Annotated in this window: 24 protein-coding genes and 1 pseudogene; 4 read left to right on the forward strand and 21 right to left on the reverse strand. The window is 74.0% G+C overall.

Features of this window, described 5'->3' with window-relative positions:
* Positions 1 to 56: 56 nt before the first annotated feature.
* The 10 genes and pseudogenes from AWW66_RS20380 to AWW66_RS20425 form a co-directional block, all read right to left on the reverse strand.
* A pseudogene (locus AWW66_RS20380) lies at positions 57 to 962 on the reverse strand (IS701 family transposase); the annotation flags it as partial.
* Positions 963 to 1,015: 53 nt separating this feature from the next.
* Positions 1,016 to 2,128 carry a hypothetical protein gene (locus AWW66_RS20385; RefSeq protein WP_067368952.1) on the reverse strand — a complete coding sequence of 371 codons (1,113 nt, stop codon included), beginning with the start codon at positions 2,126 to 2,128 and terminating at the stop codon, positions 1,016 to 1,018.
* 201 nt (positions 2,129 to 2,329) lie between these two features.
* Positions 2,330 to 3,793, reverse strand: a complete 1,464-nt coding sequence (gene argH / locus AWW66_RS20390; protein WP_067368877.1) for an argininosuccinate lyase — start codon at positions 3,791 to 3,793, stop codon at positions 2,330 to 2,332.
* A gap of 14 nt (positions 3,794 to 3,807) precedes the next feature.
* Positions 3,808 to 4,326: an arginine repressor gene (locus tag AWW66_RS20395; protein WP_067368880.1), complete on the reverse strand. Its 519-nt coding sequence runs from the start codon at positions 4,324 to 4,326 to the stop codon at positions 3,808 to 3,810.
* On the reverse strand, positions 4,323 to 5,279 hold the full coding sequence (argF, locus tag AWW66_RS20400) for an ornithine carbamoyltransferase (protein WP_067368882.1): 957 nt from the start codon (positions 5,277 to 5,279) through the stop codon (positions 4,323 to 4,325). The genes AWW66_RS20395 and argF overlap by 4 nt, the downstream gene beginning before the upstream one ends.
* Positions 5,276 to 6,562, reverse strand: a complete 1,287-nt coding sequence (locus AWW66_RS20405) for an acetylornithine transaminase (protein ID WP_067368885.1) — start codon at positions 6,560 to 6,562, stop codon at positions 5,276 to 5,278. Before AWW66_RS20405 ends, argF begins: the two co-directional genes overlap by 4 nt.
* Entirely contained in the window at positions 6,559 to 7,494 is a 936-nt protein-coding gene (gene argB, locus AWW66_RS20410; RefSeq protein WP_067368888.1) for an acetylglutamate kinase, read from the reverse strand. Before argB ends, AWW66_RS20405 begins: the two co-directional genes overlap by 4 nt.
* 173 nt (positions 7,495 to 7,667) lie before the next feature.
* Positions 7,668 to 8,840: a bifunctional glutamate N-acetyltransferase/amino-acid acetyltransferase ArgJ gene (gene argJ / locus AWW66_RS20415; RefSeq protein ID WP_067368890.1), complete on the reverse strand. Its 1,173-nt coding sequence runs from the start codon at positions 8,838 to 8,840 to the stop codon at positions 7,668 to 7,670.
* 79 nt (positions 8,841 to 8,919) lie between these two features.
* Entirely contained in the window at positions 8,920 to 9,924 is a 1,005-nt protein-coding gene (gene argC / locus AWW66_RS20420; RefSeq protein WP_067368892.1) for an N-acetyl-gamma-glutamyl-phosphate reductase, read from the reverse strand.
* A 203-nt stretch (positions 9,925 to 10,127) separates the two neighbouring features.
* Positions 10,128 to 10,916, reverse strand: coding sequence for a hypothetical protein (locus AWW66_RS20425; protein ID WP_245648388.1), 789 nt, complete (start codon positions 10,914 to 10,916; stop codon positions 10,128 to 10,130).
* Between the two features lie 127 nt (positions 10,917 to 11,043).
* On the opposite strand from AWW66_RS20425, the gene AWW66_RS20430 reads away from it, so the two are divergent.
* Positions 11,044 to 11,946, forward strand: coding sequence for a Crp/Fnr family transcriptional regulator (locus tag AWW66_RS20430; RefSeq protein ID WP_245648389.1), 903 nt, complete (start codon positions 11,044 to 11,046; stop codon positions 11,944 to 11,946).
* A 52-nt stretch (positions 11,947 to 11,998) separates the two neighbouring features.
* On the opposite strand, the gene pheT is transcribed toward AWW66_RS20430, so the two are convergent.
* From pheT to AWW66_RS20480, 10 genes are all read right to left on the reverse strand, one after another.
* Complete coding sequence (gene pheT, locus AWW66_RS20435; RefSeq protein ID WP_067368894.1) at positions 11,999 to 14,545, reverse strand: phenylalanine--tRNA ligase subunit beta; 2,547 nt, start codon at positions 14,543 to 14,545, stop codon at positions 11,999 to 12,001.
* 39 nt (positions 14,546 to 14,584) lie between these two features.
* A complete protein-coding gene (pheS, locus tag AWW66_RS20440; protein ID WP_067368898.1) occupies positions 14,585 to 15,664 on the reverse strand; it encodes a phenylalanine--tRNA ligase subunit alpha in 1,080 nt (359 codons plus the stop codon).
* Between the two features lie 214 nt (positions 15,665 to 15,878).
* Complete coding sequence (locus AWW66_RS20445; RefSeq protein ID WP_067368900.1) at positions 15,879 to 16,730, reverse strand: TrmH family RNA methyltransferase; 852 nt, start codon at positions 16,728 to 16,730, stop codon at positions 15,879 to 15,881.
* 32 nt (positions 16,731 to 16,762) lie between these two features.
* The gene (gene rplT / locus AWW66_RS20450; protein ID WP_067368904.1) at positions 16,763 to 17,155 is read right to left on the reverse strand and encodes a 50S ribosomal protein L20; all 393 of its coding nucleotides are present in this window, start codon (positions 17,153 to 17,155) and stop codon (positions 16,763 to 16,765) included.
* A 32-nt stretch (positions 17,156 to 17,187) separates the two neighbouring features.
* Positions 17,188 to 17,382 carry a 50S ribosomal protein L35 gene (gene rpmI / locus AWW66_RS20455; RefSeq protein WP_067368906.1) on the reverse strand — a complete coding sequence of 65 codons (195 nt, stop codon included), beginning with the start codon at positions 17,380 to 17,382 and terminating at the stop codon, positions 17,188 to 17,190.
* 19 nt (positions 17,383 to 17,401) lie between these two features.
* The gene (infC, locus tag AWW66_RS20460; protein ID WP_067368907.1) at positions 17,402 to 18,007 is read right to left on the reverse strand and encodes a translation initiation factor IF-3; all 606 of its coding nucleotides are present in this window, start codon (positions 18,005 to 18,007) and stop codon (positions 17,402 to 17,404) included.
* 332 nt (positions 18,008 to 18,339) lie between these two features.
* Positions 18,340 to 18,786, reverse strand: coding sequence for a PH domain-containing protein (locus AWW66_RS20465; protein WP_067368909.1), 447 nt, complete (start codon positions 18,784 to 18,786; stop codon positions 18,340 to 18,342).
* A gap of 11 nt (positions 18,787 to 18,797) precedes the next feature.
* Entirely contained in the window at positions 18,798 to 19,763 is a 966-nt protein-coding gene (locus AWW66_RS20470) for a DMT family transporter (protein WP_067368912.1), read from the reverse strand.
* Positions 19,760 to 20,605 carry an ATP phosphoribosyltransferase gene (gene hisG, locus AWW66_RS20475; RefSeq protein WP_067368915.1) on the reverse strand — a complete coding sequence of 282 codons (846 nt, stop codon included), beginning with the start codon at positions 20,603 to 20,605 and terminating at the stop codon, positions 19,760 to 19,762. Before hisG ends, AWW66_RS20470 begins: the two co-directional genes overlap by 4 nt.
* A 45-nt stretch (positions 20,606 to 20,650) precedes the next feature.
* Positions 20,651 to 20,914, reverse strand: a complete 264-nt coding sequence (locus tag AWW66_RS20480; RefSeq protein ID WP_036375234.1) for a phosphoribosyl-ATP diphosphatase — start codon at positions 20,912 to 20,914, stop codon at positions 20,651 to 20,653.
* A 179-nt stretch (positions 20,915 to 21,093) separates the two neighbouring features.
* Between AWW66_RS20480 and AWW66_RS20485 the strand changes: the two genes are divergently transcribed.
* From AWW66_RS20485 to AWW66_RS20495, 3 genes are read left to right on the forward strand one after another with little or no spacing between them, the layout of a single operon-like run.
* Positions 21,094 to 21,957 carry an ABC transporter substrate-binding protein gene (locus tag AWW66_RS20485; protein ID WP_067368918.1) on the forward strand — a complete coding sequence of 288 codons (864 nt, stop codon included), beginning with the start codon at positions 21,094 to 21,096 and terminating at the stop codon, positions 21,955 to 21,957.
* Positions 21,954 to 22,820 carry an amino acid ABC transporter permease gene (locus AWW66_RS20490; RefSeq protein ID WP_396890442.1) on the forward strand — a complete coding sequence of 289 codons (867 nt, stop codon included), beginning with the start codon at positions 21,954 to 21,956 and terminating at the stop codon, positions 22,818 to 22,820. The genes AWW66_RS20485 and AWW66_RS20490 overlap by 4 nt, the downstream gene beginning before the upstream one ends.
* A gap of 2 nt (positions 22,821 to 22,822) precedes the next feature.
* A complete protein-coding gene (locus AWW66_RS20495; RefSeq protein ID WP_067368921.1) occupies positions 22,823 to 23,566 on the forward strand; it encodes an amino acid ABC transporter ATP-binding protein in 744 nt (247 codons plus the stop codon).
* Positions 23,567 to 23,993: 427 nt separating this feature from the next.
* On the opposite strand, the gene ribH is transcribed toward AWW66_RS20495, so the two are convergent.
* Positions 23,994 to 24,494: a 6,7-dimethyl-8-ribityllumazine synthase gene (gene ribH, locus AWW66_RS20500; protein ID WP_067368959.1), complete on the reverse strand. Its 501-nt coding sequence runs from the start codon at positions 24,492 to 24,494 to the stop codon at positions 23,994 to 23,996.

Consider the following 24,494-nt stretch of genomic DNA (forward strand, 5'->3'; position numbering starts at 1 on the left):
CACGCCGAACGGTCACACCATTTCAGGCGCCACCACCGACTTCGACACACGCCCTAGCAGACGTAGTAGGCGATCTGCCCGGTGGTGATGCTGCGCCGGGCCAGAAGCCAGTGCCCACGACCCGGCTGCCAGCAGATCCGCACCGGCACTCGCGCCCACAGGTATTCGCGAGGGCCGTGGGCGCCGGCACCGGCGGACAACCGACACCACGCCCGAGCGGGTAGGGCAGCGATCAGCTCATCAGCCCGGGCGGCGCCCATGGTGGTGGTGACCATGTCGTCGTTACGGCGGGTGGCGACCACATACGCCACGTCCCGACGTTCCAGCCACACGCGCAGGGACTTCGACTGCCCGTAGGCCTCGTCCATGGTCACCCACCCGACCGGCACCCCCGCGTCGAGGGCGCGGGCGAGCATGGTGCGGGCCATCTGCACCTTGGTGGCGAACTCGACCTCGTCGGGGATGCCGGCGGCCCGGCAGCGGTCCCGGTCATCGGTCCACGACGTCGGGAGGTAGAGCTGCCGGTCGATCAACGCGTGGCCCTTGGACGAGCGGTAGGCCAGGAACACACCGACCTGGCAGTTCTCCGTCCGCCCGGCGGTGCCGGAGTACTGACGCTGCACCCCCGCCGACCGGGTGCCCTTCTTCAGGAACCCGGTGTCATCGACGATCAGCACCCCGGTGGGGTCACCGAGGTGCTCGACCACATAGTCGCGCACATCGTCACGGACAGCGTCGACGTCCCAGTCCGCCCACCGCAACAACCGCTGCATCCCGTCCGGCGACACATCACCGGCCTGCTCAGCCAGGGTCCACCCGTTCTTCCGGTCCACGCCCGAGACCAGCCCACACAGGTACTGCCGCGCCCGCCGACGCGGCTCCGACCGGCGAAACCGCACCCCGATCCGAGCATGGAGCCGATCCAGTTCCGCATGCCAACGATCGACATCAACATCCGTCACGAGCTGACCAACGAACCCGACCCGAAGACGATTCGCCTACTGCCGTTGCAGTACTAGTCCCGGGGCGACGCGCGGCGCAGCGTCCGGCGGACCCCGCCGACCGCCCGGGCCGTGAGCCGCGACAGGACCTCGTCGTACTGGCGGTCCGCCCGCCGGCTGAGCGCGTCGGCCTGACCGAGCAGGCCGACGATGGTCTCGATCGCGACCTGGAGCACCTGCCCGTCGTCGAGTTCGTCGGGGGTGGGGACGGACGTCCGCACCAGGGTCGCGGGAGCCGGCCGCAGGTCGGCGAGGTCCCCCGCGACCCGGCACGGGTAGGCAGACAGTTCCTCGATCTGGCGCTCCGCGAGGTCACGCACCCAGTCGGCGCGGTCCGGGCCGACGCCGAACCTCAACTCGTTGCCGCGCTGCTTGAGCACCGCGTTCACCAGGTGGCGCTGGACCACCCGCTGGTACGGCGTGCGGTGCGGGTACCGGTCCCCCAGCGCCTGGTTGACCCGGCGCAGCACCTCGACCTCGGCCGCGCCGAGCGAGGGGTTCGAGGTGGGCGCCGGCAGCTCGCACAGGCCGTCGGGGATGCCCACGATCCCGGCGAAGCGCCGCCACAGGAGGTCGCGCGGGGCGCCCGGCGGCGGGACCGTCACCAGGTGCCGCCGCTCGGCCGGCACCAGGTCACCCCACCGACGCAGCATCCGGGTCGGCGTGTGGTGCTCCCAGAAGCTGTCGAACTTCCCGGTCTCGACGGCACGCAGGAAGGACTCGAACCGCCAGGTGCTGCGGGCCCGGATGCTCTGCTGCCACATCGACGGGAAGGTGCGCCACAGGTCCCGCCCGGCCACGATGACGTGCACCTCGGCGGGCGCGAGGCTGGCCACCGCGCGGGCCGCCTGGTCGCCGGTGGCCGCGCCCAGCCCCTCGTTGCTGATGATCACGTCGCCGGCCCACCGGCGCGCCTCCCCGGCCAGCCGGTCCCACGTCCAGCGCGCGTCGGGGTCCCGCCAGGACACCGCGCGCAGATCGGTCATGGCCTGGTCGTGGGCGGCGGCGGTGCCCGGCAGCAGGATACCGGCTCCCTTGAGCGCGTCCCGGTTGCCCCACCACACGTCCTGCACGTACGTGCTGCCCGTCTTCGGCGCACCAACGTGCAGGTAGACGCGTCTGGCCATGCTGCCTCCCCGGGCGCGGTCGCCCACCCCGCCGGCGGTGGGGGTCGGGTCCGTGGGCACCCAGGGTGGCACATCACCGTCCCCGGTGAACGGTCGAGGTTCGATCGTGAACCACGTCCGTCCGCCGCCCGACGCGACGGTGGCGCGCAGGTGGCGAGGAGGTGGCGCGCGGACCGGCCGGCCGCCACCTCCTCGCGCGGCTCAGCGGGGGACGACCGACTCAGTGGCCCACTCCCGCCAGCCGACCAGCTGGTCGGCGGCGGCGGCGAGCTGGTCGGCGACCGGGCCGGGGCCGGTGGAACCGGGAGTGGTCCGGGCGGCGAGCGCCGAGCGGACCGAGAGCACGTCCCGCACCGACGGGTCCAGGTGCTCGCTGACCGCCGACAGGTCGTCGTCGGAGACCTCGTCCAGGGCGCACTCGCGGACCACGCAGAGCGCCACCAGCTTGCCGGTGATCTCGTGCGCGTCGCGGAACGGCACCCCCTTGCGGACCAGCCAGTCGGCCACCTCGGTGGCCAGCGAGTAGCCCACCGGCGCGGCGGCGACCAGCCGGTCCACCCGCACCGTCATGGTGGAGATCATCCCGGCGAGCGCGGGCAGCAGCAGCTCCAGGGTGTCGACCGCGTCGAAGGCCGGCTCCTTGTCCTCCTGCATGTCCCGGTCGTACGTCATCGGCAGGCCCTTGAGCATGGTGAGCACGCTCATCAGCCCGCCCACCAGACGCCCCGACTTGCCCCGGGCCAGCTCGGCGATGTCCGCGTTCTTCTTCTGCGGCATGATCGACGACCCGGTGGCGAAGGCGTCGTCCAGCTCGACCCAGCCGAACTCCTGCGACGTCCAGAGCACCACCTCCTCACCGAGGCGGGAGAGGTGCACCCCGACCAGCGCGGTGACGAAGAGGAACTCGGCGACGAAGTCCCGGTCGGCGACCGCGTCCATCGAGTTGGCGAAGGACGTCCGGAAGCCCAGCTCCTTCGACACGGCCACCGGGTCCAACGGGAGCCCGGAGCCGGCCAGGGCGCCCGCCCCGAGCGGGCTGATCGCGGTGCGGTGGTCCCAGTCGCGCAGCCGCTCCAGGTCCCGCAGCAGCGGCTGGACGTGGGCCAGCAGCCAGTGCCCGAAGGTCACCGGCTGGGCGTGCTGGAGGTGGGTCATGCCGGGCGCGGCGGTGTCCACGTGCCGCTCGGCCTGCTCCACCAGGGCGTCGGCCAGCTCGACCAGCCGCAGGGCCACCCCCCGGGCGTGGTCGCGCAGGTACAGCCGCAGGTCGGTGGCGACCTGGTCGTTGCGGGACCGGCCGGCGCGCAGCTTCCCGCCGAGGCTGCCGAGGCGTTCCAGCAGGCCCCGCTCCAGGGCGGTGTGCACGTCCTCGTCCTCGATGGTGGGGCGGAAGGCCCCGGAGGCACAGGCCGCCTCCAGGTCGTCCAGGGCGGCCAGGATCTTCCCCAGCTCCTCCGGGTCGAGCAGGCCCGCCCCGGCCAGGACCCGGGCGTGCGCCCGCGACCCGGCGATGTCGTACGGGGCGAGGCGCCAGTCGAACTGGACACTGACCGACAGCCGGGCGAGGGCCTCGGCGGGTCCGCCGGCGAACCGGCCACCCCACAGGCTCGTACGGTTGGTGGCGGCGCTGTTCTCGGTGAGGCTCTTGTCGTCCACGTCGCTCATTCTGGTCGTCACGGTCAGGCGTCCCCCATCCGGGAGTCGCCGGTGTCGTCACGGCGGGACCACGCGGAGAGCTTCTCGCCCAGCGCGGCGCCGCCGACGTTCTCGCGGGCCACGACGAGGATGGTGTCGTCGCCGGCGATGGTGCCCACCACCTCGGGCAGGCCGGCCCGGTCCAGGGCGCTGGCCAGGAACTGCGCCGCGCCCGGCGGGGTACGCAGCACGGTGATGTTGCCGCTGGAGTCGACGTCGTTGAGCAGTTCGCGCAGCAGCCGGATCAGCCGGGCCGGCGCGGACTCGGCGTCGCGCAGCGGACGGTGGCCGTCCTCGGGGATCACGTACACCCCGCGCCCGTCGCCGCCCCGGGCGGTCACCGCGCCGAGTTCCTTGAGGTCCCGCGACAGGGTCGCCTGGGTGACCTGGACGCCGTCCCCGGCGAGCAGGTCGGCCAGCTCGGTCTGCGAGCGGACCGCCCGGTCGCGGATCAGCTCGACGATCCGGGCGTGCCGGGCGGCCCGGGTCAGCGGAGCCGTCACGGCCGGCCGTCCGGGCCGTCGGTGGACCCGTCCCCGCCCGTCAGGAGGAAGGCGAGCAGGGCCTTCTGCGCGTGCAGCCGGTTCTCCGCCTGGTCGAACACGGCGCTCTGCGGCCCGTCGAGCACCTCGTCGGTGATCTCCTCGCCCCGGTGCGCCGGCAGGCAGTGCAGCACGATCGCGGTCGGCGCGGCGTGCCCGAGCAGTTCCTTGTTGATCTGGTACGGCAGGAACGGGGTGATCCGGTCCAGGCCGTCGCTCTCCTGCCCCATCGAGGTCCAGGTGTCGGTGGCGACGACGTCGGCGTCCCGGACCGCCGCCACCGCGTCGGTCAGGGCGCGCACCGACCCGCCGGTCTCGGCGGCGAGCTGGGCGGCCCGGTCCAGCACCGCCGGGTCGGGGCCGAACCCGGCCGGGCCGGCCACCCGCACGTGCATCCCGGCCAGCGCCCCGGCCAGCAGGTACGAGTGGGCCATGTTGTTCGCCGCGTCCCCCACGTACGCCAGGGTCCGGCCCCGCGTGCCGCCCAGGTGCTCGCGGACGGTGAGCAGGTCGGCCAGGAGCTGGCAGGGGTGGAAGTTGTCGGTCAGCGCGTTCACCACCGGTACGCTCGCGCCCGCCGCCACCTCGGCGATCCGGTCGTCGCCGTGGGTGCGCAGCACGATCGCGGCCACGTACCGGGACAGCACCCGGCCCGCGTCGCCGAGGGTCTCGCCCCGACCGAAGTGGGTGACCTGGGTGTCCACCACCAGGGGGTGCCCGCCCAGTTCGGCGATGCCGACGTCGAAGGAGAACCGGGTGCGCAGGCTCTGCTTGTCGAAGAGCACCGCGACCGACCGGGGACCGGCCAGCGGCTGGTGCCCGAACCGGTCGGCCTTCATCCGGGCCGCCAGGTCGAGCACCGCCGACTGCTCGGCGGCGGTGAGATCGTCGTCGCGCAGGAAATGCCGGGTCATGTGTTCGTCTCCGTGGTGCGAGGGGTGGGAACCGCCGCGTCGGACGGGGCGGGAGAGACCGCAGCGGACGCGGCGGGCAGGTCGGTACCGGCCGCGTCCAACGCGGCGGGCAGGTCGGTACGGGCCGCGTCCAACGCGGCGGGCAGGGCGGTGAGGAAGGCGTCGACCTGCGCGGTGTTGAGGATCAGCGGCGGGGCGAGCCGGACCACGTCCGGCTGCACCGGGTTGACCAGGAAGCCGGCCGTGCGCAGCGCCGCCGTCACCGCCCCGGAAGCGGGACCGGTGAGCACCACGCCGAGCAGGAGTCCGGCGCCCCGGACCTCGGCGACCAGCGGATGACCGAGCGCCTCGATCCCGCGCCGGAGCCGCTCGCCGACCCGCTTGACGTGGTCGAGCAGCCCCTCACTGGCGATGGTGGAGACCACCGCGAGGGCGGCGGCGCAGCTCACCGGGTTGCCGCCGAAGGTGGTGCCGTGCGAGCCGGGCCGCAGCAGGTCCGCGGCCGGGCCGAAGGCCAGGCAGGCGCCGATGGGCAGTCCCCCGCCGAGCCCCTTGGCCAGCGTGACCAGGTCGGGCTCGACCCCCTCGGCCTGGTGGGCGAACCAGTGGCCGGTGCGGCCGATACCGGTCTGCACCTCGTCGAGGACCAGCAGCGCGCCGTGCCGGGCGGTGATCCGCCGGGCCGAGGTGAGGTACCCGGCGGGGGGCACCACCACGCCGTTCTCACCCTGGATCGGCTCCAGGATCACCATCGCGGTGGCGTCGGTGACCGCCGCCTCCAGCGCCGCCACGTCGCCGTACGGCACGTGGGTGACCTCGCCGGGCAGCGGGCGGAACGGGTCGGCCTTGGCCGGCTGGCCGGTCAGCGCCAGCGCGCCCATGGTCCGGCCGTGGAAGCCGCCCTCGGTGGCCACCACGTGGCTGCGGCCGGTGAGCCGGGACAGTTTGAACGCCGCCTCGTTGGCCTCCGCGCCGGAGTTGGCGAAGAACACCCGGCCGGGCCGTCCGGCGAGAGCCAGCAGCAGCTCGGCGAGGGCCACCGGCGGCTCGGCGACGTACAGGTTGGAGACGTGACCGAGGGTGGCGACCTGCTTGGAGACGGCGGCCACCACCGCCGGGTGGGCGTGCCCGAGGGCGTTGACCGCGATGCCGCCGAGCAGGTCGACGTACTCCCGGCCGGCCTCGTCGACCACGACGGCGCCGGAGCCGGAGACCAGCGCCAGCGGCGGCGTGCCGTAGTTGTCCATCATGGTCTGCTGCCAGCGCGCCACGAGCCCGCTCATGCGTGTCCTCCCTGGTCGGCGGCCCCGGGGGCCGCGGCGGTGGTGGGCTCGGGGACGACCATGGTGCCGAACCCCTCGGAGGTGAAGACCTCCAGCAACGTGGAGTGGGCGACCCGGCCGTCGACCACGTGCGCGGCGGGCACTCCCCCGCGCACCGCGCGCAGGCAGGCCTCCATCTTGGGGACCATGCCCGACTCCAGCGACGGCAGCAGCGTCGCCAGGTCGTCGGCGGTGATCTCGGAGACCAGGCTGTCGGTGTCCGGCCAGTTGGCGTACAGACCGGGTACGTCGGTCAGCACGACCAGCTTGCGGGCGCGCAGACCGACGGCGAGGGCGGCGGCGGCCGTGTCGGCGTTGAGGTTGTGCAGCACCCCGTCGACGTCCGGCGCCACCGTGGAGATCACCGGGATCCGGCCGGCCTCGATCAGGTCGGTGACCGCCGAGACGTCCACCGACTCGACGTCGCCGACCTGGCCGACGTCCACCGGCTCCCCGCCCACGTACGCCGGGCGGCGCACGGCGGTGAACAGGCCGGCGTCCTCGCCGGAGAGGCCGACCGCGAACGGGCCGTGCGCGTTGATCAGGCCGACCAGTTCCCGGCCCACCTGCCCGACGAGCACCATCCGGACCACGTCCATCGCCTCCGGGGTGGTGACCCGCAGACCACCCCGGAACTCGCTGGCGATGCCGAGGCGGCCGAGCATGGCCGAGATCTGTGGCCCGCCGCCGTGCACCACGACCGGCCGGAGGCCGGCGTAGCGCAGGAACACCATGTCGGCGGCGAAGGCGCGCTGCAACTCGGGGTCGACCATGGCGTTGCCGCCGTACTTGACCACGACGGTGGCCCCGGAGAACTGGGCCAGCCAGGGCAACGCCTCGATCAGGGTGGCCGCCTTGCCCTGGGCGCGGGTGAGGTCCGCGGAGAGAGTCACTGTGCTGCCTTTCCGTTCCCGACTGCGGGACTCCGCTTCGCTGCGTTCCTCGCGCTCACCGGGCTGCCTTTCCGTTCCCGACTGCGGGACTCCGCTTCGCTGCGTTCCTCGCGCTCACCGGGCCGCCTTTCCGTTCCCGACTGCGGGACTCCGCTTCGCTGCGTTCCTCGCGCTCACGTCGAGTAGGCCGAGTTCTCGTGGACGTACGCGTGCGACAGGTCGTTGGTCCAGACGGTGGCCTGGGCGGTGCCGGCGTGCAGGTCGATCCGGACGGTGACGTCCCGGCCGCTGAGGTCCACCTTGGAGCGGTCCTCGGCGGCGGCGCCGGAGCGGCACACCCAGATCCCGTTCACCGCCACGTCGAGGTCGTCGGCCTCGAAGACGGCGGCGGTGGTCCCGACGGCGGCGAGGATCCGCCCCCAGTTGGGGTCGTTGCCGAACAGCGCGGTCTTGACCAGGTTGTTGCGGGCCACCGCGCGACCCACCTCCACCGCGTCGTCCTCGCTGGCCGCGCCGACCACCTCGATGGCGACCTGCTTGGTCGCGCCCTCGGCGTCGGCGAGCAACTGCTGGGCCAGGTCGTGGCAGGCGGCGGTGACCGCGGCGGTCAGCTCCGCCCGGGTCGGCTCGAGGCCGCTGGCCCCGCTGGCCAGCAGCAGCACCGTGTCGTTGGTGGACATGGCCCCGTCGGAGTCGAGTCGGTCGAAGGTGACCCGGCAGGCCGCGCGCAGGGCGGCGTCGAGCGCCTCCGGCCCGGCCACCGCGTCGGTGGTGAGCACGCAGAGCATCGTGGCCAGGGCCGGGGAGAGCATCCCGGCGCCCTTGGCCATGCCGCCGACCGTCCAGCCGCCGCCGTCGACCACTGTCGTCTTCGGGCGGGAGTCCGTGGTCATGATCGCCTCGGCGGCGGCGGGCCCGCCGCTGCGGGACAGGTCCCGTGCCGCGCCACGGACGCCGGGCAGCAGCTTGTCCATCGGCAGCCGTTCGCCGATCAGGCCGGTGGAGCAGACCGCCACGTCCCCGGCGCCGACCATCAGCCGGGCGTTGGTCGAGGTGAGCACGGCGGCGGTGTGCTCGGCGGTGGCGTGGGTGTCCTGGAAACCGGCCGGCCCGGTGCAGGCGTTCGCCCCGCCGGAGTTGAGGATCACCGCGCGGGCCACCCCGCCGTGGACGACCTGCTGGGTCCAGAGCACCGGGGCGGCCTTCACCCGGTTGGCGGTGAAGACTCCGGCGACCCCGGCGTCGGGACCGTCGTTGACCACCAGGGCGACGTCCAACGCCCCGGCGGACTTCAGGCCGGCGGCCACGCCGGAGGCCCGGAAACCCCGCGCTGCGGTGACGCTCATGCCGCCTCCCCCGTCCCGGTCAGGTGCGGGCCGGTGGCGGTTCCGCCGGCCGGGCGTGTCGTCGTCGGGAGCCGGCCGGTCACGGCGCCACCCCGAAGACGGACAGCCCGGTCTGCTCGGGCAGGCCGACCATCAGGTTCGCGCACTGCACGGCCTGACCGGCGGCGCCCTTGCCGAGGTTGTCGATGGCGCTGACCACGATCACCCGGCCGGAGTCGACATCGACGGTCGCCTGCAGGTGGCAGGAGTTCGAGCCGAGGGTGGCGGCGGTGTGCGGCCACGTTCCTTCCGGCAGCACGTGCACGAACGGCGCGTCCGCGTACGCCTCGGCGAGGACCGCGCGCGGGTCGGCGCCGGCGACGGCCGGCACGGCGGTGACGGTGGCCAGGATGCCCCGCGGCATCGGCGCGAGCACCGGGGTGAACGAGAGGCTGACCGCCCCGGTGGCCTGCTTGATCTCCGGCACGTGCTGGTGCGCGCCGACCTTGTACGGCGACAGGTCGCCCATCACCTCGCTGCCGAGCAGGTGCGTCTTGGCGGCCCGGCCGGCACCGGAGGTGCCGGAGGCGGCGACCACCACCACGTCGGCGGGCTCGACCACCCCGGCGGCGACCAGCGGGGCGAGCGCCAGGGTGGTGGCGACCGCGTAGCACCCGGTGTTCGCCACCCGGCTCGCGGCGGCGATGGCCGGCCGCTGACCGGGCAGTTCGGGCAGGCCGTAGGTCCAGGTGCCGGCGTGCGCGCCACCGTAGTACCGCTGCCAGGCGGCGGCGTCGCGCAGCCGGTGGTCGGCGCCGAGGTCGACCACCCGGACCGTCTCCGGCAGCCCGGCGGCCAGCGCCGCCGACTCGCCGTGCGGCAGGGCCAGGAAGACCAGGTCCGCGTCGGCCAGGGCGTCCGGTTCGGTCGGGCCGAGGACCAGGTCCAGCCCCGCGAGCTGCGGATGTACGACGCTGGCCGGCTGGCCGGCCTGGCGGTGGGCGGTCGCGGCGACCAGGTCGAACTCCGGGTGCCCAGCGACCAGGCGCAGCAGTTCACCCCCGGCGTACCCACTCGCGCCAGCGACCCCGACACGTATTCCCATACCTACCTCCGCATGACTATGCAGCAGAGGCTAGCAGGCCACGAAACACAGCCGCAATGTCATGCAGCCCACCGCATGAGCATAACGAGGCAGCAACGCCACGCCCGCCGTCCCGGGCCGGCCCGGCTCGGGGGGACCATCCCGAACCGGGCCGGCTCGCCACGGTCCGGCCCCCGGCCCGCACGACCGGGCCGGGGCCGGGCTCAACCGGACGACCCGTTCCCGGACCGGGGACCGGGGATCGGCGCCACGGCGGGCGACGGCGCCGACCCGGAGCGTGCCCGGTCGGGCTTCGTCCCGCCGTCGGGACCAGCCTGCCCGTCGGTCCGTGCATCGATGTCCGACGGTGCGACGGCCGACAGGTCCTCGTCCACCACGCAGACCCAGGCGTACTCGTCGAAGCCCTTCTCGGGCCGGCTGATCCGCACCCGGCGGAACCGCTCGGGGCGCATCTGCTCCGGGTACTCCGAGACGACGTCCCGGTAGATGTCGGTGGAGACGACCAGCGCCACCCCCGCGTCGGGGAAGGCGGCCAGCGCCCGCCGGACCGGGTCGGCGTCGCAGAGCCGGGACACGAACACCACCGCCTGGCCGGGAAAGCCGTTCGCCCCGTCGAGGTGCACGAGCCCCTGGTGGACGGCGAGCCGCAGGCGCACCCGGGCCGCCTCGACCCGACTGACGTTGTACGCCCGCAGCCGCCGGTTCAGCTCCGGGACGAACCGACCGATGACGCACGACTCCGGGACGTCCCGCGGCAGGATCGCCAGTTCGCCGTCGCCGGCCTGTTGGGTGGCCCAGGCCGCCCGGTCGAGCCCGACGTCCCGGGCCGCGCCGTGCAACAGGTCGTGGAAGGCCTGCTGTGCCTCGTACTGCTGGAGGTTACCGCGCCGGCTGTACCGCTCCATGTCCACGGAGATCAATAGTCGCCGCTCCGGATGGTGCATCGACATGTCGCCCTTTCGTCCCGCGCCCGACCCGTGCCGGGCAGGCATCGGGAACATCGAACCGGCCCTCAGCAGGGAGGACCCCGTACAAATAGGGCGTCGCGGAATCTGTCCACCACCCGTCATCCCTTCCGGGTGCGGTGTCCGGAACGGCTCCGGCGGGTGTGCTGAGGGCATGACGAACGACCTGACCGAACTGCTGCTGGCCGTCTGGCCCCCCGCCCAGGTGCTGGTGGAATTGGCCGTACCGGCAGTGCTGGTGGCCGCGCTGCGGGCAGGGGCATCGCGCTACGCACGGACTCGGCTACGCTTCGGCGATCTCCGGGCGGCGAGTGGGAGGTTGTCGATGCGGCACCGGGACCTGGTGAGAGCCGAGTGGCCACACGGGACGTTCCTGCAGCGGCTGGATCCCGCGGCCCGCTCGGCGCTGCTGCGGCTCGGGACGGAGCGCCCGGTGCCACCCGGGCAGATCCTCATCCACGAGGGCGACCACGAGTCGCACCACCTGGTGCTGCTGGTGGAGGGGCTGGCCAAGGTGACGGTCGGCCTCGCGGACGGCCGCTCCGCGCTGCTGTCGCTGCGGGTCGGCGGCGACCTGCTCGGCGAGATGTCGGCCCTCAACCAGCGGGCCCGCTCCGCCACCGTGACCACCTGCGGGCCGACCCGCTACCGCGCCATCCCCCGCGACCAGTTCAACCGCTTCCTGCGGGAACAGCCCCAGGCCGCCGTCGAACTCGCGGCGATGGTCTCCGACCGGCTGCGGTGGTCGAACCGACGGCGGGTCGACTTCGCGCTGTACGGGACCCGGGTCCGGGTGGCCCGGGTGATCGCCGACCTGTGCCGTACCCACGGCAGGCGCACCCCCACCGGGGTGATCATCGACGTGCGGCTGCCCCAGCCGGAACTGGCCAGCATCTGTGGCGCGTCGGTGGCATCGGTCGAGAAGTCGCTACGGGAGTTGCGGGCCAGCGGCCTGGTCGAGACCGACTACCGGCGGCTCACCGTCCGCGACCTGCCCGGCCTGCGCGCCCTCGGCGAACTCGACCCGGAGGACGGCCTCGACCCGGGGGACGGTTAGGAAGGGCCCCTTTCACTACCGAAAGCGTTAACAAGGGGCCCTTCCTTACGCCCTAGGCGCCGCGCAGGGTGGCGCCGTGGCGGGCGGCGGCGCGGGCCACCGCCGTGTCGCGGGCGGCGACCGCCTCCTCGACGGTCAACGTCCGGTCCGGGGCCCGGAAGGTGAGCTTGTACGCCAGCGACTTACGGCCGGCGCCCACCTGCTCGGAGACGTACACGTCGAAGAGGCGGACGTCCTCCAGCAGCTCCCCGGCGCCCTCCACGAGGGCCCGCTGCACCTGTTCGGCCGGCACCGACTCGTCCACCACCAGGGCGACGTCGATCAGCGCGGGCGGGAACCCGGAGACCCCGGGCGCGGGGACGGTCGGCGCGGCCGGCAGCGCGTCCAGGTCCAGCTCCATGGCGCAGGTCCGGCGGGGCAGCTCCAGCCCGGCGAGGACGGCCGGGTGCAGCTCACCGGCGTGCCCGACGACGACGCCGTCGACCAGCAGCTCGGCGCAGCGGCCGGGGTGCCAGGGGGCGTGGTCGGCGGCCCGGACCTCGATCCGCCCGGCCGGCAGCTCGGCGGCGGCGAGCACCGCCCGACCGGCCTCGATCGCGTCCGCCCAGCCGGCCTGGCGACCCGGTCCCCACCAGCCGGCGGGCTCGACGTCCCCGGTGAGCACGACGGCGACGTGCTGCGGCTGGGCCGGTACCACCGCGTCGGCGGCGGCGAACTCGGCGTCGGTGGGCCGCCGGTCGACGCCCATCGCGGGCGGGGCCCCGGCGTCGGGGCGCGGGTGGAACACCGTGCCGATCTCGTACAGGGCCAGGTCGCGCAGGCCCCGGCCGAGGTTGCGCCGGGCCGCCTCCAGCAGCGGGCCGAGCAGCGTGGTGCGCAGCAGCGGCTCCTGCTCGGACAGCGGGTTGGCCAGCCGGACCGCCGGACGGCGCGGGTCGTCGGCGGGCAGGCCGAGCTGGTCGGCGAGCTGCGGGGCGACGAAGGGCTGGCTGAGCACCTCGACGTACCCCTGGTCGGCCAGGGACCGGGCGATCGCCCGGCGACGCCGCTGCCGCGCGGTCAGGCCCCGGCCGGGGGGCGCGGTGGGCAGCACCGAGGGCACCCGGTCGTACCCGTCGAGGCGGACCACCTCCTCGACCAGGTCGGCCGGGTCGGTCAGGTCGGGCCGCCAGCTCGGCGGGGTGACGGTGAGCACCTCGGCGTCGCCGACGCTGGTGCCCACGCTGCCGGCGTCCTCGGCGAGCCGGTCGGCGGCCCGGGTGACGACGCAGCCGACCTGCGCCAGGATGTCCACCACCCGCTCGGTCGGGTACCGCACCCCGACCCGCCGGCTGGGCAGGTCGGCCGGCAGCACCACCGGGGTACGCGGGGCGACGTGGTCGAGGTCGAGGATCTGCTCGCCGACGGTGCCGCCGCCGTGCTCGGCGAGCAGCCGGACCGCCCGCTCGATGGCGACCAGCGGCAGGGCCGGGTCGACGCCCCGCTCCCAGCGCTTCGCCGCCTCGCTGAACAACTTGTGCCGGCGGGCGGTGCGGCCGACCATCGCCGGGTCCCAGTGTGCGGCCTCGAAGAGCACGTCGGTGGTGCTGGCGACCACCTCGCTGGTCTCGCCGCCCATCACCGCGGCGAGCGAGATCGGGCCGGTGTCGTCGCAGATCACCATGTCCTCGGCGGCGAGGGTGCGGGCCACCCCGTCCAGGGTGGTCAGCTTCTCCCCCGCCTCGGCCCGGCGCACCACCAGCGGCCCGGCGATCCGCTCGGCGTCGAAGGCGTGCATCGGCTGGCCGAGTTCGAGCATCACGTAGTTGGTGATGTCGACCGGCAGGCTGATGCTGCGGATGCCGGCGACGGTGAGCCGCCGCTGCATCCACCCGGGGGTCCGCGCGGTCGGGTCGACCCCGCGCACCAGCCGGGCGGCGAACCGGTCGCAGCCGACGGTGTCGAGCACCCGCACCGGGTACGCCGGCTCGGCCGTGCCGCCGGGGGCGGGGGCCAGCCCCGGGTCGCGGAACGGCACGCCGAGCGCGAGGGACAGCTCCCGGGCCAGGCCGCGCACGCTGAGCGCGTACCCCCGGTCCGGGGTGACCTCCAGCTCCAGGACGACCTCGTCGAGGCCGACCACCGGGCGCGCGTCGTCGCCGGGCTTCGCCGCCACGTCGGCGGGGAGCACGATGACGCCGGAGTGGTCGTCGCCCAGCCCCAGTTCCTTGGCGGAGCAGATCATGCCGTGGGAGTTGCGGCCGTACGTCTTGCGGGCGCCGATGGCGAAGTCGCCGGGCAGCACCCCGCCGGGGAGGATCACCACGACCTTGTCGCCGGGGGCGAAGTTGCGTGCCCCGCAGACGATCTCCTGCGGCTCGCCGGTGCCGTTGGCGGCGCCCACGTCGACCCGGCAGAACCGGATCGGCTTCTTGAAGCCGGTCAGCTCCTCGATCTCCAGCACCTCGCCGACCACCAGCGGGCCGGTGACCGACTCCCGCAGGTCCTCGACGGCGTCCACCTCGATGCCGAGGTCGACCAGGGCCTGCTCCAGGTCGCCGGTGGGCAGGTCGGCGGGGAGGTCGACGTACTCCCGCAGCCAGCTGACAGAAACTCGCATGACTCAGACCACCGTTCCCGTGTCTCGTACCCGCATCGCCTACGCCCCCACCCCGAACGCGCGGGTGAACCGCACGTCGCCCTCGACCATGTCCCGCATGTCGCCGACCCCGTGCCGGAACATGACGGTCCGGTCGATGCCCATACCGAAGGCGAATCCGGAGTAGACCTCCGGGTCGATCCCGCAGGCCCGCAGCACCCGGGGGTTGACCATGCCGCAGCCGCCCCACTCGACCCACTGCGGGCCCTTGCGGTGCTCCGGGAACCAGACGTCGAACTCGGCGGACGGCTCGGTGAACGGAAAGTAGTGCGGCCGGAAGCGGGTCTTCGCGCCCTCGCCGAACATGGCGCGGGCGAAGTGGTCCAGGGTGCCGCGCAGGTGCGCCATGGTGATGCCCTTGTCCACCACCAGGCCCTCGACCTGGTGGAAGACCGGCGCGTGGGTGGCGTCCAACTCGTCGGTGCGGTACACCCGGCCCGGCACCACCACGTAGATGGGGGGCTTGCGGGTCAGCATGGTCCGCGCCTGCACCGGCGAGGTGTGGGTGCGCAGCACCAGACCGGAGCTGTCCGCGCCCGCCGGGGGCGCGACGTGGAAGGTGTCCATCAGGCCCCGGGCGGGGTGGTCGGCGGGGATGTTCAGGGCGTCGAAGTTGGTCCACTCCAACTCGACCTCGGGCCCCTCGGCCACCTCGTAGCCCATCCCGACGAAGAAGTCGCTGATCCGCTCCATCAGCGTGGTGACCGGGTGCCGGGCGCCCACCGGCCGCCGGCCGGACGGCAGGGTCACGTCGACCCGCTCCTCGACCAGCACCCGGGCGGCCTGCTCGCGCTCCAGGATCTCGGCGCGGGCGGCGTAGGCGGCCTCGACGGCACGGCGGGCCTCGTTGACCCGTTTGCCGGCGTCGGACTTGGCGGCCGGCGGCAACGCGCCGATCTCCCGGCGCGCCAGCGACACCGGGGACCGGTCCCCCAGGTGCGCGGGGCGCAGCGCGGTCAGCGCGTCCGGGTCGGCCGCGTCGGCGAACGCCTTCTCGGCGTCGGCGACGGCGGCGGCCAGGGCGGCCGGGTCGAGCAGGGCGACCTGCTTCGGGTCGTACGGATCGTTGCGGTAGCTCATGGCGTACGGGCACTCCCTCACGGCGGTGCCGGCCCTCGCGGGCGGCGAAGCGAGTCTACGGACGCGCGGCTGTGCCGCAGCCCGCCGGTGGGAGTCGGGCAGGGGGAAGGGTCAGGCCCGCCGCCCGCCGACACCGGCGGGCTGGCTAAACGAACGCCGACGCGCGTTCACCATCTCGGACGCTCTCCCCTGTGGTCTGACCACGCCGCACGGCTCACCGTGGGCGCAGTGCCCTGGCTGAAGCGTACAGGCAGACGGCAGCCGCCGCAGCCAGGTTGAGGCTCTCCGCGCGCCCGTGCAGCGGCACCCGGACCCGGGCGTCGGCGGCGGCGGTCAGCTCCTCGGGCAGCCCGCGCGCCTCGGCGCCGAAGAGCCAGGCGGTCGGGGTGGCCAGCGCCCCGTCGTCGGCCAGGTCGTCCAGGTCGCGGTCGCCGTACCCGGTGGTGGCGAGGACGGTGAGGCCGGCGGACCGCAGCGCGGCCACCACCTCGACCGGGTCGGCGGCGCGCACCACGTCGACGTGGAACAGGCTGCCGGCCGAGGAGCGCACACACTTGCCGTTGTACGGGTCGACGGTCTCCCCGGCGAAGACCACCGCCTGCGCCCCGGCCGCGTCGGCGGTGCGCAGCACCGTGCCGGCGTTGCCCGGGTCACGGATGCCGGCGAGCACCGCGACGAGGCGGGGCCCGCCGTCGAGCGCGGTCGCCAGCGGCACGTCCAGGTGCCGGCAGAGCGCGACGAGGCCCTGCGGGGCCACCGTGTCGGCGAGCGCGGCGAGGGCGTCGTCGGTGACCGGGGAGACGGGTACGCCGTCGGCGGCGGCCCGCCCGGCCAGGTCGGCGTACCGGTCCAGGGCGGCGGGGGTGCCGAAGAGTTCGGTGACCACGCCGGGGGCGGCGAGGGCCTCCCGGACGGCCTGCGGCCCCTCGGCGAGGAACCGGCCGGTGGTGTCGCGGTCCCGGCGACGGTGCAGCCGACGGGCCGCGACGATCCGGGGCGTACGCGGGGTGAACAGCGGGGCCTCCGGTACGTCGTCGAGGCGCCTCCCGCGCGACGGTGACCGCACGGGAGACGCCTCGATGAGCTGGTACGGGTGGATCAGGCGGCCTGGGCCTTGGCCCCGCCGGTGCCCTCGGCGGCGACGGCCGCGCGGGCCACCTCGACCAGGGCCGCGAACGCGGTGGCGTCGTTGACGGCGAGGTCGGCCAGGATCTTGCGGTCCACCTCGACGCCGGCCAGCCGCAGCCCCTGGATCAGGCGGTTGTAGGTCAGCCCGTTGGCACGGGCGCCCGCGTTGATCCGCTGGATCCAGAGCTGCCGGAAGTCGCCCTTGCGGTCACGACGGTCCCGGTAGGCGTACTGCAACGAGTGCAGCATCTGCTCCTTGGCCTTGCGGTACATCCGGGACCGCTGGCCGCGGTAGCCACTCGCGGCCTCGAGCACGGAACGGCGCTTCTTCTGGGCGTTCACAGCCCGCTTGACGCGTGCCATCTCAACTCCTTCGTCGGTTCAGGTGGCGCGCGTCAGCGGCCGAGCAGCTTCTTGATTCGCTTGACGTCGGCCTTGGCCACCTCGACCGTGCCGGTCAGCCGGCGGGTCCGGGTGGAGGCCTTCTTCTCCAGGTTGTGGCGCATGCCGGCCTGCTGGGCGACGACCTTGCCCTTGCCGGTCACCTTGACCCGCTTGCCCATACCCGTGTGGCTCTTCATCTTCGGCATTGAACCGTCTTCTCCCCTGTCACTCGCCGGTGGTACCGGCGGGTCCGGCCGCCTCGGCCGGCGGCGCCTCGGCGGCACCGCTCTCCCGCTCACGCGGCCCCCCACCCCGGGCCGCCGTGGCGGCGGCCTTGGTGGCGCGGTGCGGCGCGAGCACCATGATCATGTTTCGACCGTCCTGCTTCGGAGCGGCCTCGACGTACCCCAGCTCCGAGATCTCGGACTCGAGCCGGCGCAGGAGCCGGTACCCCAGCTCCGGGCGGCTCTGCTCCCGACCGCGGAACATGATCGTCACCTTGACCTTGTCGCCGGCCTTGAGGAACCGCACCACGTGACCCTTCTTGGTCTCGTAGTCGTGCGGGTCGATCTTGGGCCGGAGCTTCATCTCCTTGATGACGGTCTGCTGCTGGTTCCGCCGCGCTTCGCGCGCCTTCAGTGCGCTCTCGTACTTGAACTTGCCGAAGTCCATGAGCTTGCACACCGGCGGGCGCGCCATCGGCGCAACCTCGACCAGGTCCAGGTCGACGTCCGCGGCCAGCTGCAGGGCGCGCTCCAGCGGGACGATGCCCACCTGCTCACCCTCAGGGCCGACCAGTCGGACCTCACGTGCCCGGATCTGCTCGTTCACGCGTGGTTCGACGCTGATGGGGCCTCCTCGAGTCCGTAACTCCTGCGTGGCCGACCCCGCGGGCGCCCGGGTGGGAGCCCGACCCGGAAAGCAGAAGGCCCCGGCGCATGCCAGGGCCCGCTCGACCGGTCGGCACGATCACATGATCGCGCATCCGGAACCGGGGCGTGCCCGGAACCGGTGACCGGACCCGACCGCCTCAGACGGCGACGCGGGTGGGAGCAGGCGCTCCACTTCGAGGCTGCCGGCCGCTCGCCATGTGCACGGCGAACGCGGACAGCCTGGTCGACTCGACCACTCTACACCCTGACCCCGGGCGGCGGCGCGGCGGGTCAGGAGCGGCTGGGGGCGGAGGCGTGCGTCTGGTGCAGCCGGCGCAGCGCCCGGACCCCCTCGACCGCCGACTCCTTGTCGGCGGCCTGGAGGGCGACCATCGGCATCAGGTCGTCGTCGTGCAGTTCCAGGCTGGCCCAGGGGGCGCCCCGGTCGAACCGCACCCCCCGGATGACCTCCCAGGGCAGCTCGTACGAGCCGACGATGTTGCGGACCCGCACGCCCCAGGCGTCGGCCTGCACCCGGGGACGGGTGAAGAGCAGGATGGCGAGCGCGCCGAGCACCCCGAGACCGACCATGGCGAACCCGTCGCCGCGCTGGAAGGTGCCGTACCCGTCGCCGGTCGGCCCCTGCAACGAGGCGCCGATCAGACTGAACGTCACGATCAACGCCACCGCGGAGGCCCAGCAGACCACCCGGATTCGACGGGGCCGCAGGGTCACCATCTCGGATCCACTCACCCCACCAGTCTGCCATCGTCCGCCGGTCGGGTCGCGGACGCCACCCGGACCGCCCGGCGGGCGCCCCGCCCGGAGACCAGCACGGCCACCAGCGTGAGCAGCGCGCCGAGCAGCACCGGCAGCCGCAGCCCGGTCCCGCCGGGCAGCAGCACGTCCAGCAGGAGCGCCCCGGTGAGCTGACCGGCGACCAGGGCCAGGCCGGTCCGCAGCACACCGAGCGCACGCACCCCGACCAGCAGGCTGACCACGATCCCGAGGCCGAGCAGCCCGCCGGTGTAGAGGTACCAGGTGGGTGGCCAGGCCGGGGGCGGGCCGGCGAACCCGCCGACGGCGAGCGCGACGCCGAGCACCACCGGGGTACTGACCAGGAAGTTGACCAGGGTCCCGGCGGCGGCGGTGCTGGCGGCGGCGAGCCGCCCGTTGAGCGCGGTCTGCACCGCCACGGCCAGCCCGCCGCCCGCGGCGAGCAGCACCACCCCGGGGGCCAGGTCACCGAGCGGGCGACCCACCTGGGCCAGGCCGACCGCGCCGACGCCGAGCAGGGCGCCGACGACCCGCGGCCCGGTCAGCGGGAACCGCCCGATCGGGGCCAGCCCCGCCCGGTCCACCGCGAGGCCGCCGAGGCTGCCCCCGGCGACCTGGGCGATGGTGAACACGGCCACCCCGAGCACCGGCACCGCGTACGTGGCGATCACCACGATCGCCGCCCCGCCGAGCCCACCGAGGTACGTCCACCAGGGCGGGCGGGTCCGGCGCAGCACCGCCAGGCCGGCCCGCATCGACGGCAGCACCGCCAGCGCGGCCAGCACCAGCAGGGTGCCGCCGAGGTTGTTCACCACCGCGCCGAGGACCGGGCTGCCGGCCCGCTCGCCCAACGCGGCGTTGACCGCCCCCTGGGCCGCCGAGGCGGTGCCGCCGAGCAGGACGACGCCCAGCGCCACCCCGGCCGGCAGCCGCCTCACAGCCGGCAGGCGTGCAGGTTGGTGACCAGGATGGCGCGGGCCCCCAGGTCGTACAGCTCGTCCATGATCCGGTGCACGTCGTCGCGCAGCACCATGGCCTGGACCGCCACCCAGCCCTCCCGGTGCAGCGGGGAGACCGTCGGGGACTCGATCCCCGGGGTCAGCGCGCTGGCCCGGTCCAGCAGGCCGGCCGGCACGTCGTAGGTGAGCATCACGTACCGGCGGGCGACCAGCACCCCGTGCAGCCGGCGCAGGAGCTGGTCGGCCGGGGCGCACCCGGGGCCGTCGGCGCGGCGCACCATGATCGCCGAGGAGCGCAGCAGCGGCTCACCGATGATCTCCAGACCGGCCTGGCGCAGCGTGGCCCCGGTGGAGACGACGTCGGCGACCACGTCGGCGACACCGAGCCGGACCGCGTTCTCCACCGCGCCGTCGAGCCGGATCACGTCGGCGGCGAGGTCGTTGTCGGCGAGGTAGCGCCGGACCACCCCGGGGTAGGCGGTGGCGATCCGGTGCCCGCCCAGGTCCTTCTCGCTGGCGATGGCGCCCGGCCGGGCGGCGAAGCGGAAGGTGGCGGCGCCGAAGGCGAGGTCCAGGACCTCCTCGGCGGGGGCGCCGGAGTCGACCAGCAGGTCCCGGCCGGTGATGCCGAGGTCCAGGTCGCCGGAGCCCACGTAGGTGGCGATGTCCTTGGGACGCAGGTAGAAGAACTCGACCTCGTTGGCCTCGTCCCAGCAGACCAGGTCCTTCGGGTCGCGGCGCTGGCGGTAGCCCGCCTCGCGCAGCATCTGGGCGGCCGGCTCGGCCAGGGTGCCCTTGTTCGGTACGGCGACACGCAGCATGACGGAGTGCTCCTTCGATCGGGTCTGATCACCGGGTGGGGGCACTCACAGATGTCGGTAGACGTCCTTGAGCTCGAGACCGGTGGCGAGCATCAGCACCTGGGCCTGGTAGAGCAGTTGTGAGATCTCCTCGGCGGCCCGCTCCGGCCCCTCGTGCTCGGCCGCCATCCACGACTCGGCGGCCTCCTCGACGACCTTCTTGCCGATGAAGTGCACGCCCTTCTCCAGGGCGGCGACCGTGCCCGAGCCCGGGGTGCCGGCGGCGGCCTTGGCCTGCAGCTCGGCGAACAGCTCCTCGAACGTCTTCACGCCCCGATTCTTCCAGCCAGCCGGCGGACCCGCGCACCGGGTCGACCCCGTGCCACCTCGTGGTCACCGCCCCGCCCGACCAGCCCACCGACCGCGACCTGCATCGATGGGTCACAATTCCCACCAACATGGTGGGAAGATCATCGACGGCATCGAGGTGTGCCTCTACGCTGTCCGCCATGGCCAGCACCCCTCGTATCGCCGCGATCACCACCGCCGGCGCCGTCCTCTTCGCGGTCACCGCCTGCGCCCCGCAGGAGAACACCGCCCCACCCGACCCCGCCGGACAGGCGGCCTGCACCAAGGAGAACCTGCAGACCCGTACCCCCGGCACGCTCACCATCGCCACCGACGAGCCGGCGTACCAGCCGTGGTTCGTCGACAACAAGCCCGACAACGGCGAGGGCTTCGAGTCCGCCGTCGCGTACGCGGTGGCCGAGAAGCTCGGGTACACCCGCGAGGAGGTGACCTGGACCCGGGTGAAGTTCGACGCCGCCATCGCCCCGGGCCCGAAGACCTTCGACTTCGACATCAACCAGTTCTCGATCACCGACGAACGCAAGCAGGCGGTCGACTTCTCCGCCCCGTACTACCTGGTCCGGCAGACCGTCATCGCGCTCAAGTCCTCGAAGATCGCCGGCAAGACGTCGCTGGCCGACCTCAAGGGCGCCAAGCTCGGCGCCCAGGTGGGGACGACCAGCTACCAGGCGATCACCGACCTGATCCAGCCCACGACGCAGCCGCAGGTCTACAACAGCAACGACGACGCCAAGAAGGCCCTCCAGAACGGCCAGCTCGACGGCCTGGTCGTCGACCTGCCCACCGCCTTCTACATCACCGGCGCGGAGATCGACGACGCGGTGATCGTGGGGCAGTTGCCCCAGGTCGGCGTCCCCGAGGCGTTCGGGCTGCTGCTCGACAAGGGCTCCCCGCTGACCGGCTGCGTCAGCAAGGTGGTCGGCGAGCTGGCCAGCACCGGCGGCCTCAAGCAGCTTGAGGAGAAGTGGCTCGCCCAGAGCGCCGGGGCTCCTGAGCTCACGTGACCGTCCCGCCCCGCACGATCTCCCCGACCGCGTGGACCCCCTCCCCCGCCCAGCGGGAACGGGCCGCGTACCGGCGCCGGCAGACGGTGCTGAGCGTGCTGACCGCCGCCGTCTCCACGGCGGCGGTCGGCACGCTGCTGGTGTTCGCCGTCACCGGCGCGCCCGGCTGGCAGCGGGTCCGCGAGTCGTTCCTCGACCCACGGATCGCCCGGGACGCCCTGCCCGAGGTGCTCACCGGCCTCTGGCTCAACGTCCGGCTGCTGGTGTGCTGCGCGGCCGGCGCCCTGTTGCTCGGGCTGCTGATCGCGGTGCTGCGGACCCTGCGCGGGCCGGTCTTCTTCCCGGTCCGGGCGCTCGCCGCCGGCTACACGTACACGTTCCGGGGCCTGCCGCTGATCATCGTGCTCTACCTGCTCACCCTCGGCGTGCCCGGCCTGCGGTTGCAGGGCATGCCGCCGGTGCTGGTGCTCGGCGGCCTGGCCCTGGTGCTCACCTACGGCGGGTACCTGGCCGAGGTGTTCCGCGCCGGCATCGAGTCGGTGCACCCCAGCCAGCTCGCGGCGGCCCGCTCGCTGGGGCTGACCTACCGGCAGACCATGCGGCACGTGGTGCTGCCGCAGGCCGTCCGCCGGGTGGCCCCGCCCCTGCTCAACGACGTGGTGGCGCTCCAGAAGGACGTCGGCCTGGTCTCCCTGGCCGGGCCGATCGACGCGGTCCGGGCCGCGCAGATCGCCACCGCGGAGAGCTTCAACTACACCCCGTACATCGTGGCCGGGGTGCTCTTCGTCCTGCTCGCCATCCCCCTGATCGCCGTCACCGACCAGGTGACCCTGCGGGCGGCCCGCCGCCAGTCCGGAGGTTGACCGTGGCCCTGCTGCGCTGCCAAGGGCTCCGCAAGGTCTTCGCCGGCCACGTGGTGCTCGACCAGCTCGACCTGACCGTGGCCGAACACCAGGTGGTGGCGCTGATCGGCGCGTCCGGGTCGGGCAAGTCGACCCTGCTGCGCTGCGTCAACCTCCTGGAGGAGCTGGACGACGGCACCATCGAGCTCGACGGCGAGGAGATCTCCGACCCCCGGGTCGACCCCGACCGGGTCCGCCGCCGCATCGGCATGGTCTTCCAGTCGTACAACCTCTTCCCGCACCTGAGCGTGCTGGAGAACATCACCCTGGCCCCGCGCCGGGTGCACCGCCGGGCCCGCGCCGAGGCCGAGGCCCAGGCCCGCGACCTGCTCGACCGGGTCGGGCTGGGGGCGAAGGCCGACGCGTACCCGGACCGGCTCTCCGGCGGCCAGCAGCAGCGGGTGGCCATCGTCCGGGCCCTGGCCAACAACCCCCGGCTGCTCCTGCTCGACGAGGTCACCTCGGCCCTGGACCCGGAACTGGTCGGCGAGGTGCTGACCATGATCCGCGACCTGAAGGCCGAGGGGATGACGATGGTGCTCGCCACCCACGAGATGAGCTTCGCCCGCGACGTCGCCGACCAGGTCTGTTTCCTCGACGGCGGCCGGGTCGTCGAGACCGGCCCCCCGGAACAGGTTCTCGGCTCCCCCACCCAACCCCGCACCCGCCAGTTCCTGGCCCGCATCATCGAAGCCGGCCGCCTCTAGGCGGGTGGGCTCCGCGTGGGCCCGACGGGACCGTGCCCCACACCCCCTGTCGAGCTGCCCCCACGAACGGGGCACGCCCGGAACCAGCGAGCGACCGGCGACAACGGAACCGGCGACCGCGACAGCACGGGCGGGCCCGCGCCCCAGCGGGGCGACCGGTCTGACAGCCGGGGCAGCTCGACAGGCCGGCCGACGGTCTTCCAGCCGGGGCAGCTCGACAGGCCGTGGACAGCGGAACCGTCGGCCCGGACCGCCCACCCACAGGATCACGCCATCGTCCACTCGCGACGATGGCATGCGGCGTACGGGTTCCCCCCACCGGCGGCCCGGGAACGCGGCGACCGTGGGGTCCGCTGCTTCTCCTGGTCCCCGAACGGAACCGCACCCGGTCCCTGTCGAAGGGCTGAGACGCGGTCCCCGGGAGACCTCAGCCGGTGAAGCCGACGCGGTGGCCGTTGGTGGCGCCGAGGCCCCGGATGGCCAGGGCGGCGTCGAGGGCGGCGACCGTGGCCGCCCAGCCCTTGTCCTCGGCCGAGCCGGGCAGCCCGGCGCGGTCGCGGGCCTGCTCGATGGTGTCCACGGTCAGGACGCCGTGGGCCACCGGCTTGCCCTCGTCGAGCGCGACCCGGGTCAGGCCGTCGGTGACCGAGCGGCAGACGTAGTCGAAGTGGGCGGTGGCGCCCCGGACGACGACGCCGAGGGCGACCACCACGTCGCAGCGGCGGGCCAGGGCCTGCGCGACGACCGGGAGTTCGACCGAGCCGGCGACCCGGGCGACGACGGCGCGGGCGCCGCACGCCTGCGCCGCCGCGACCGCCCGGTCGAGCATGTGGTCGGTCAGGTCGCCGTGCCAGCGCGCGGCCACCACGCCGACGGTCAGGCCGGCGGCGTCGACCGCCTCCACCCCGGGTTCCCCGAAGCCTGCCAT

The sequence above is a fragment of the Micromonospora rosaria genome, from assembly GCF_001567585.1.
GTDB classification, from domain to species: Bacteria; Actinomycetota; Actinomycetes; order Mycobacteriales; family Micromonosporaceae; genus Micromonospora; species Micromonospora rosaria.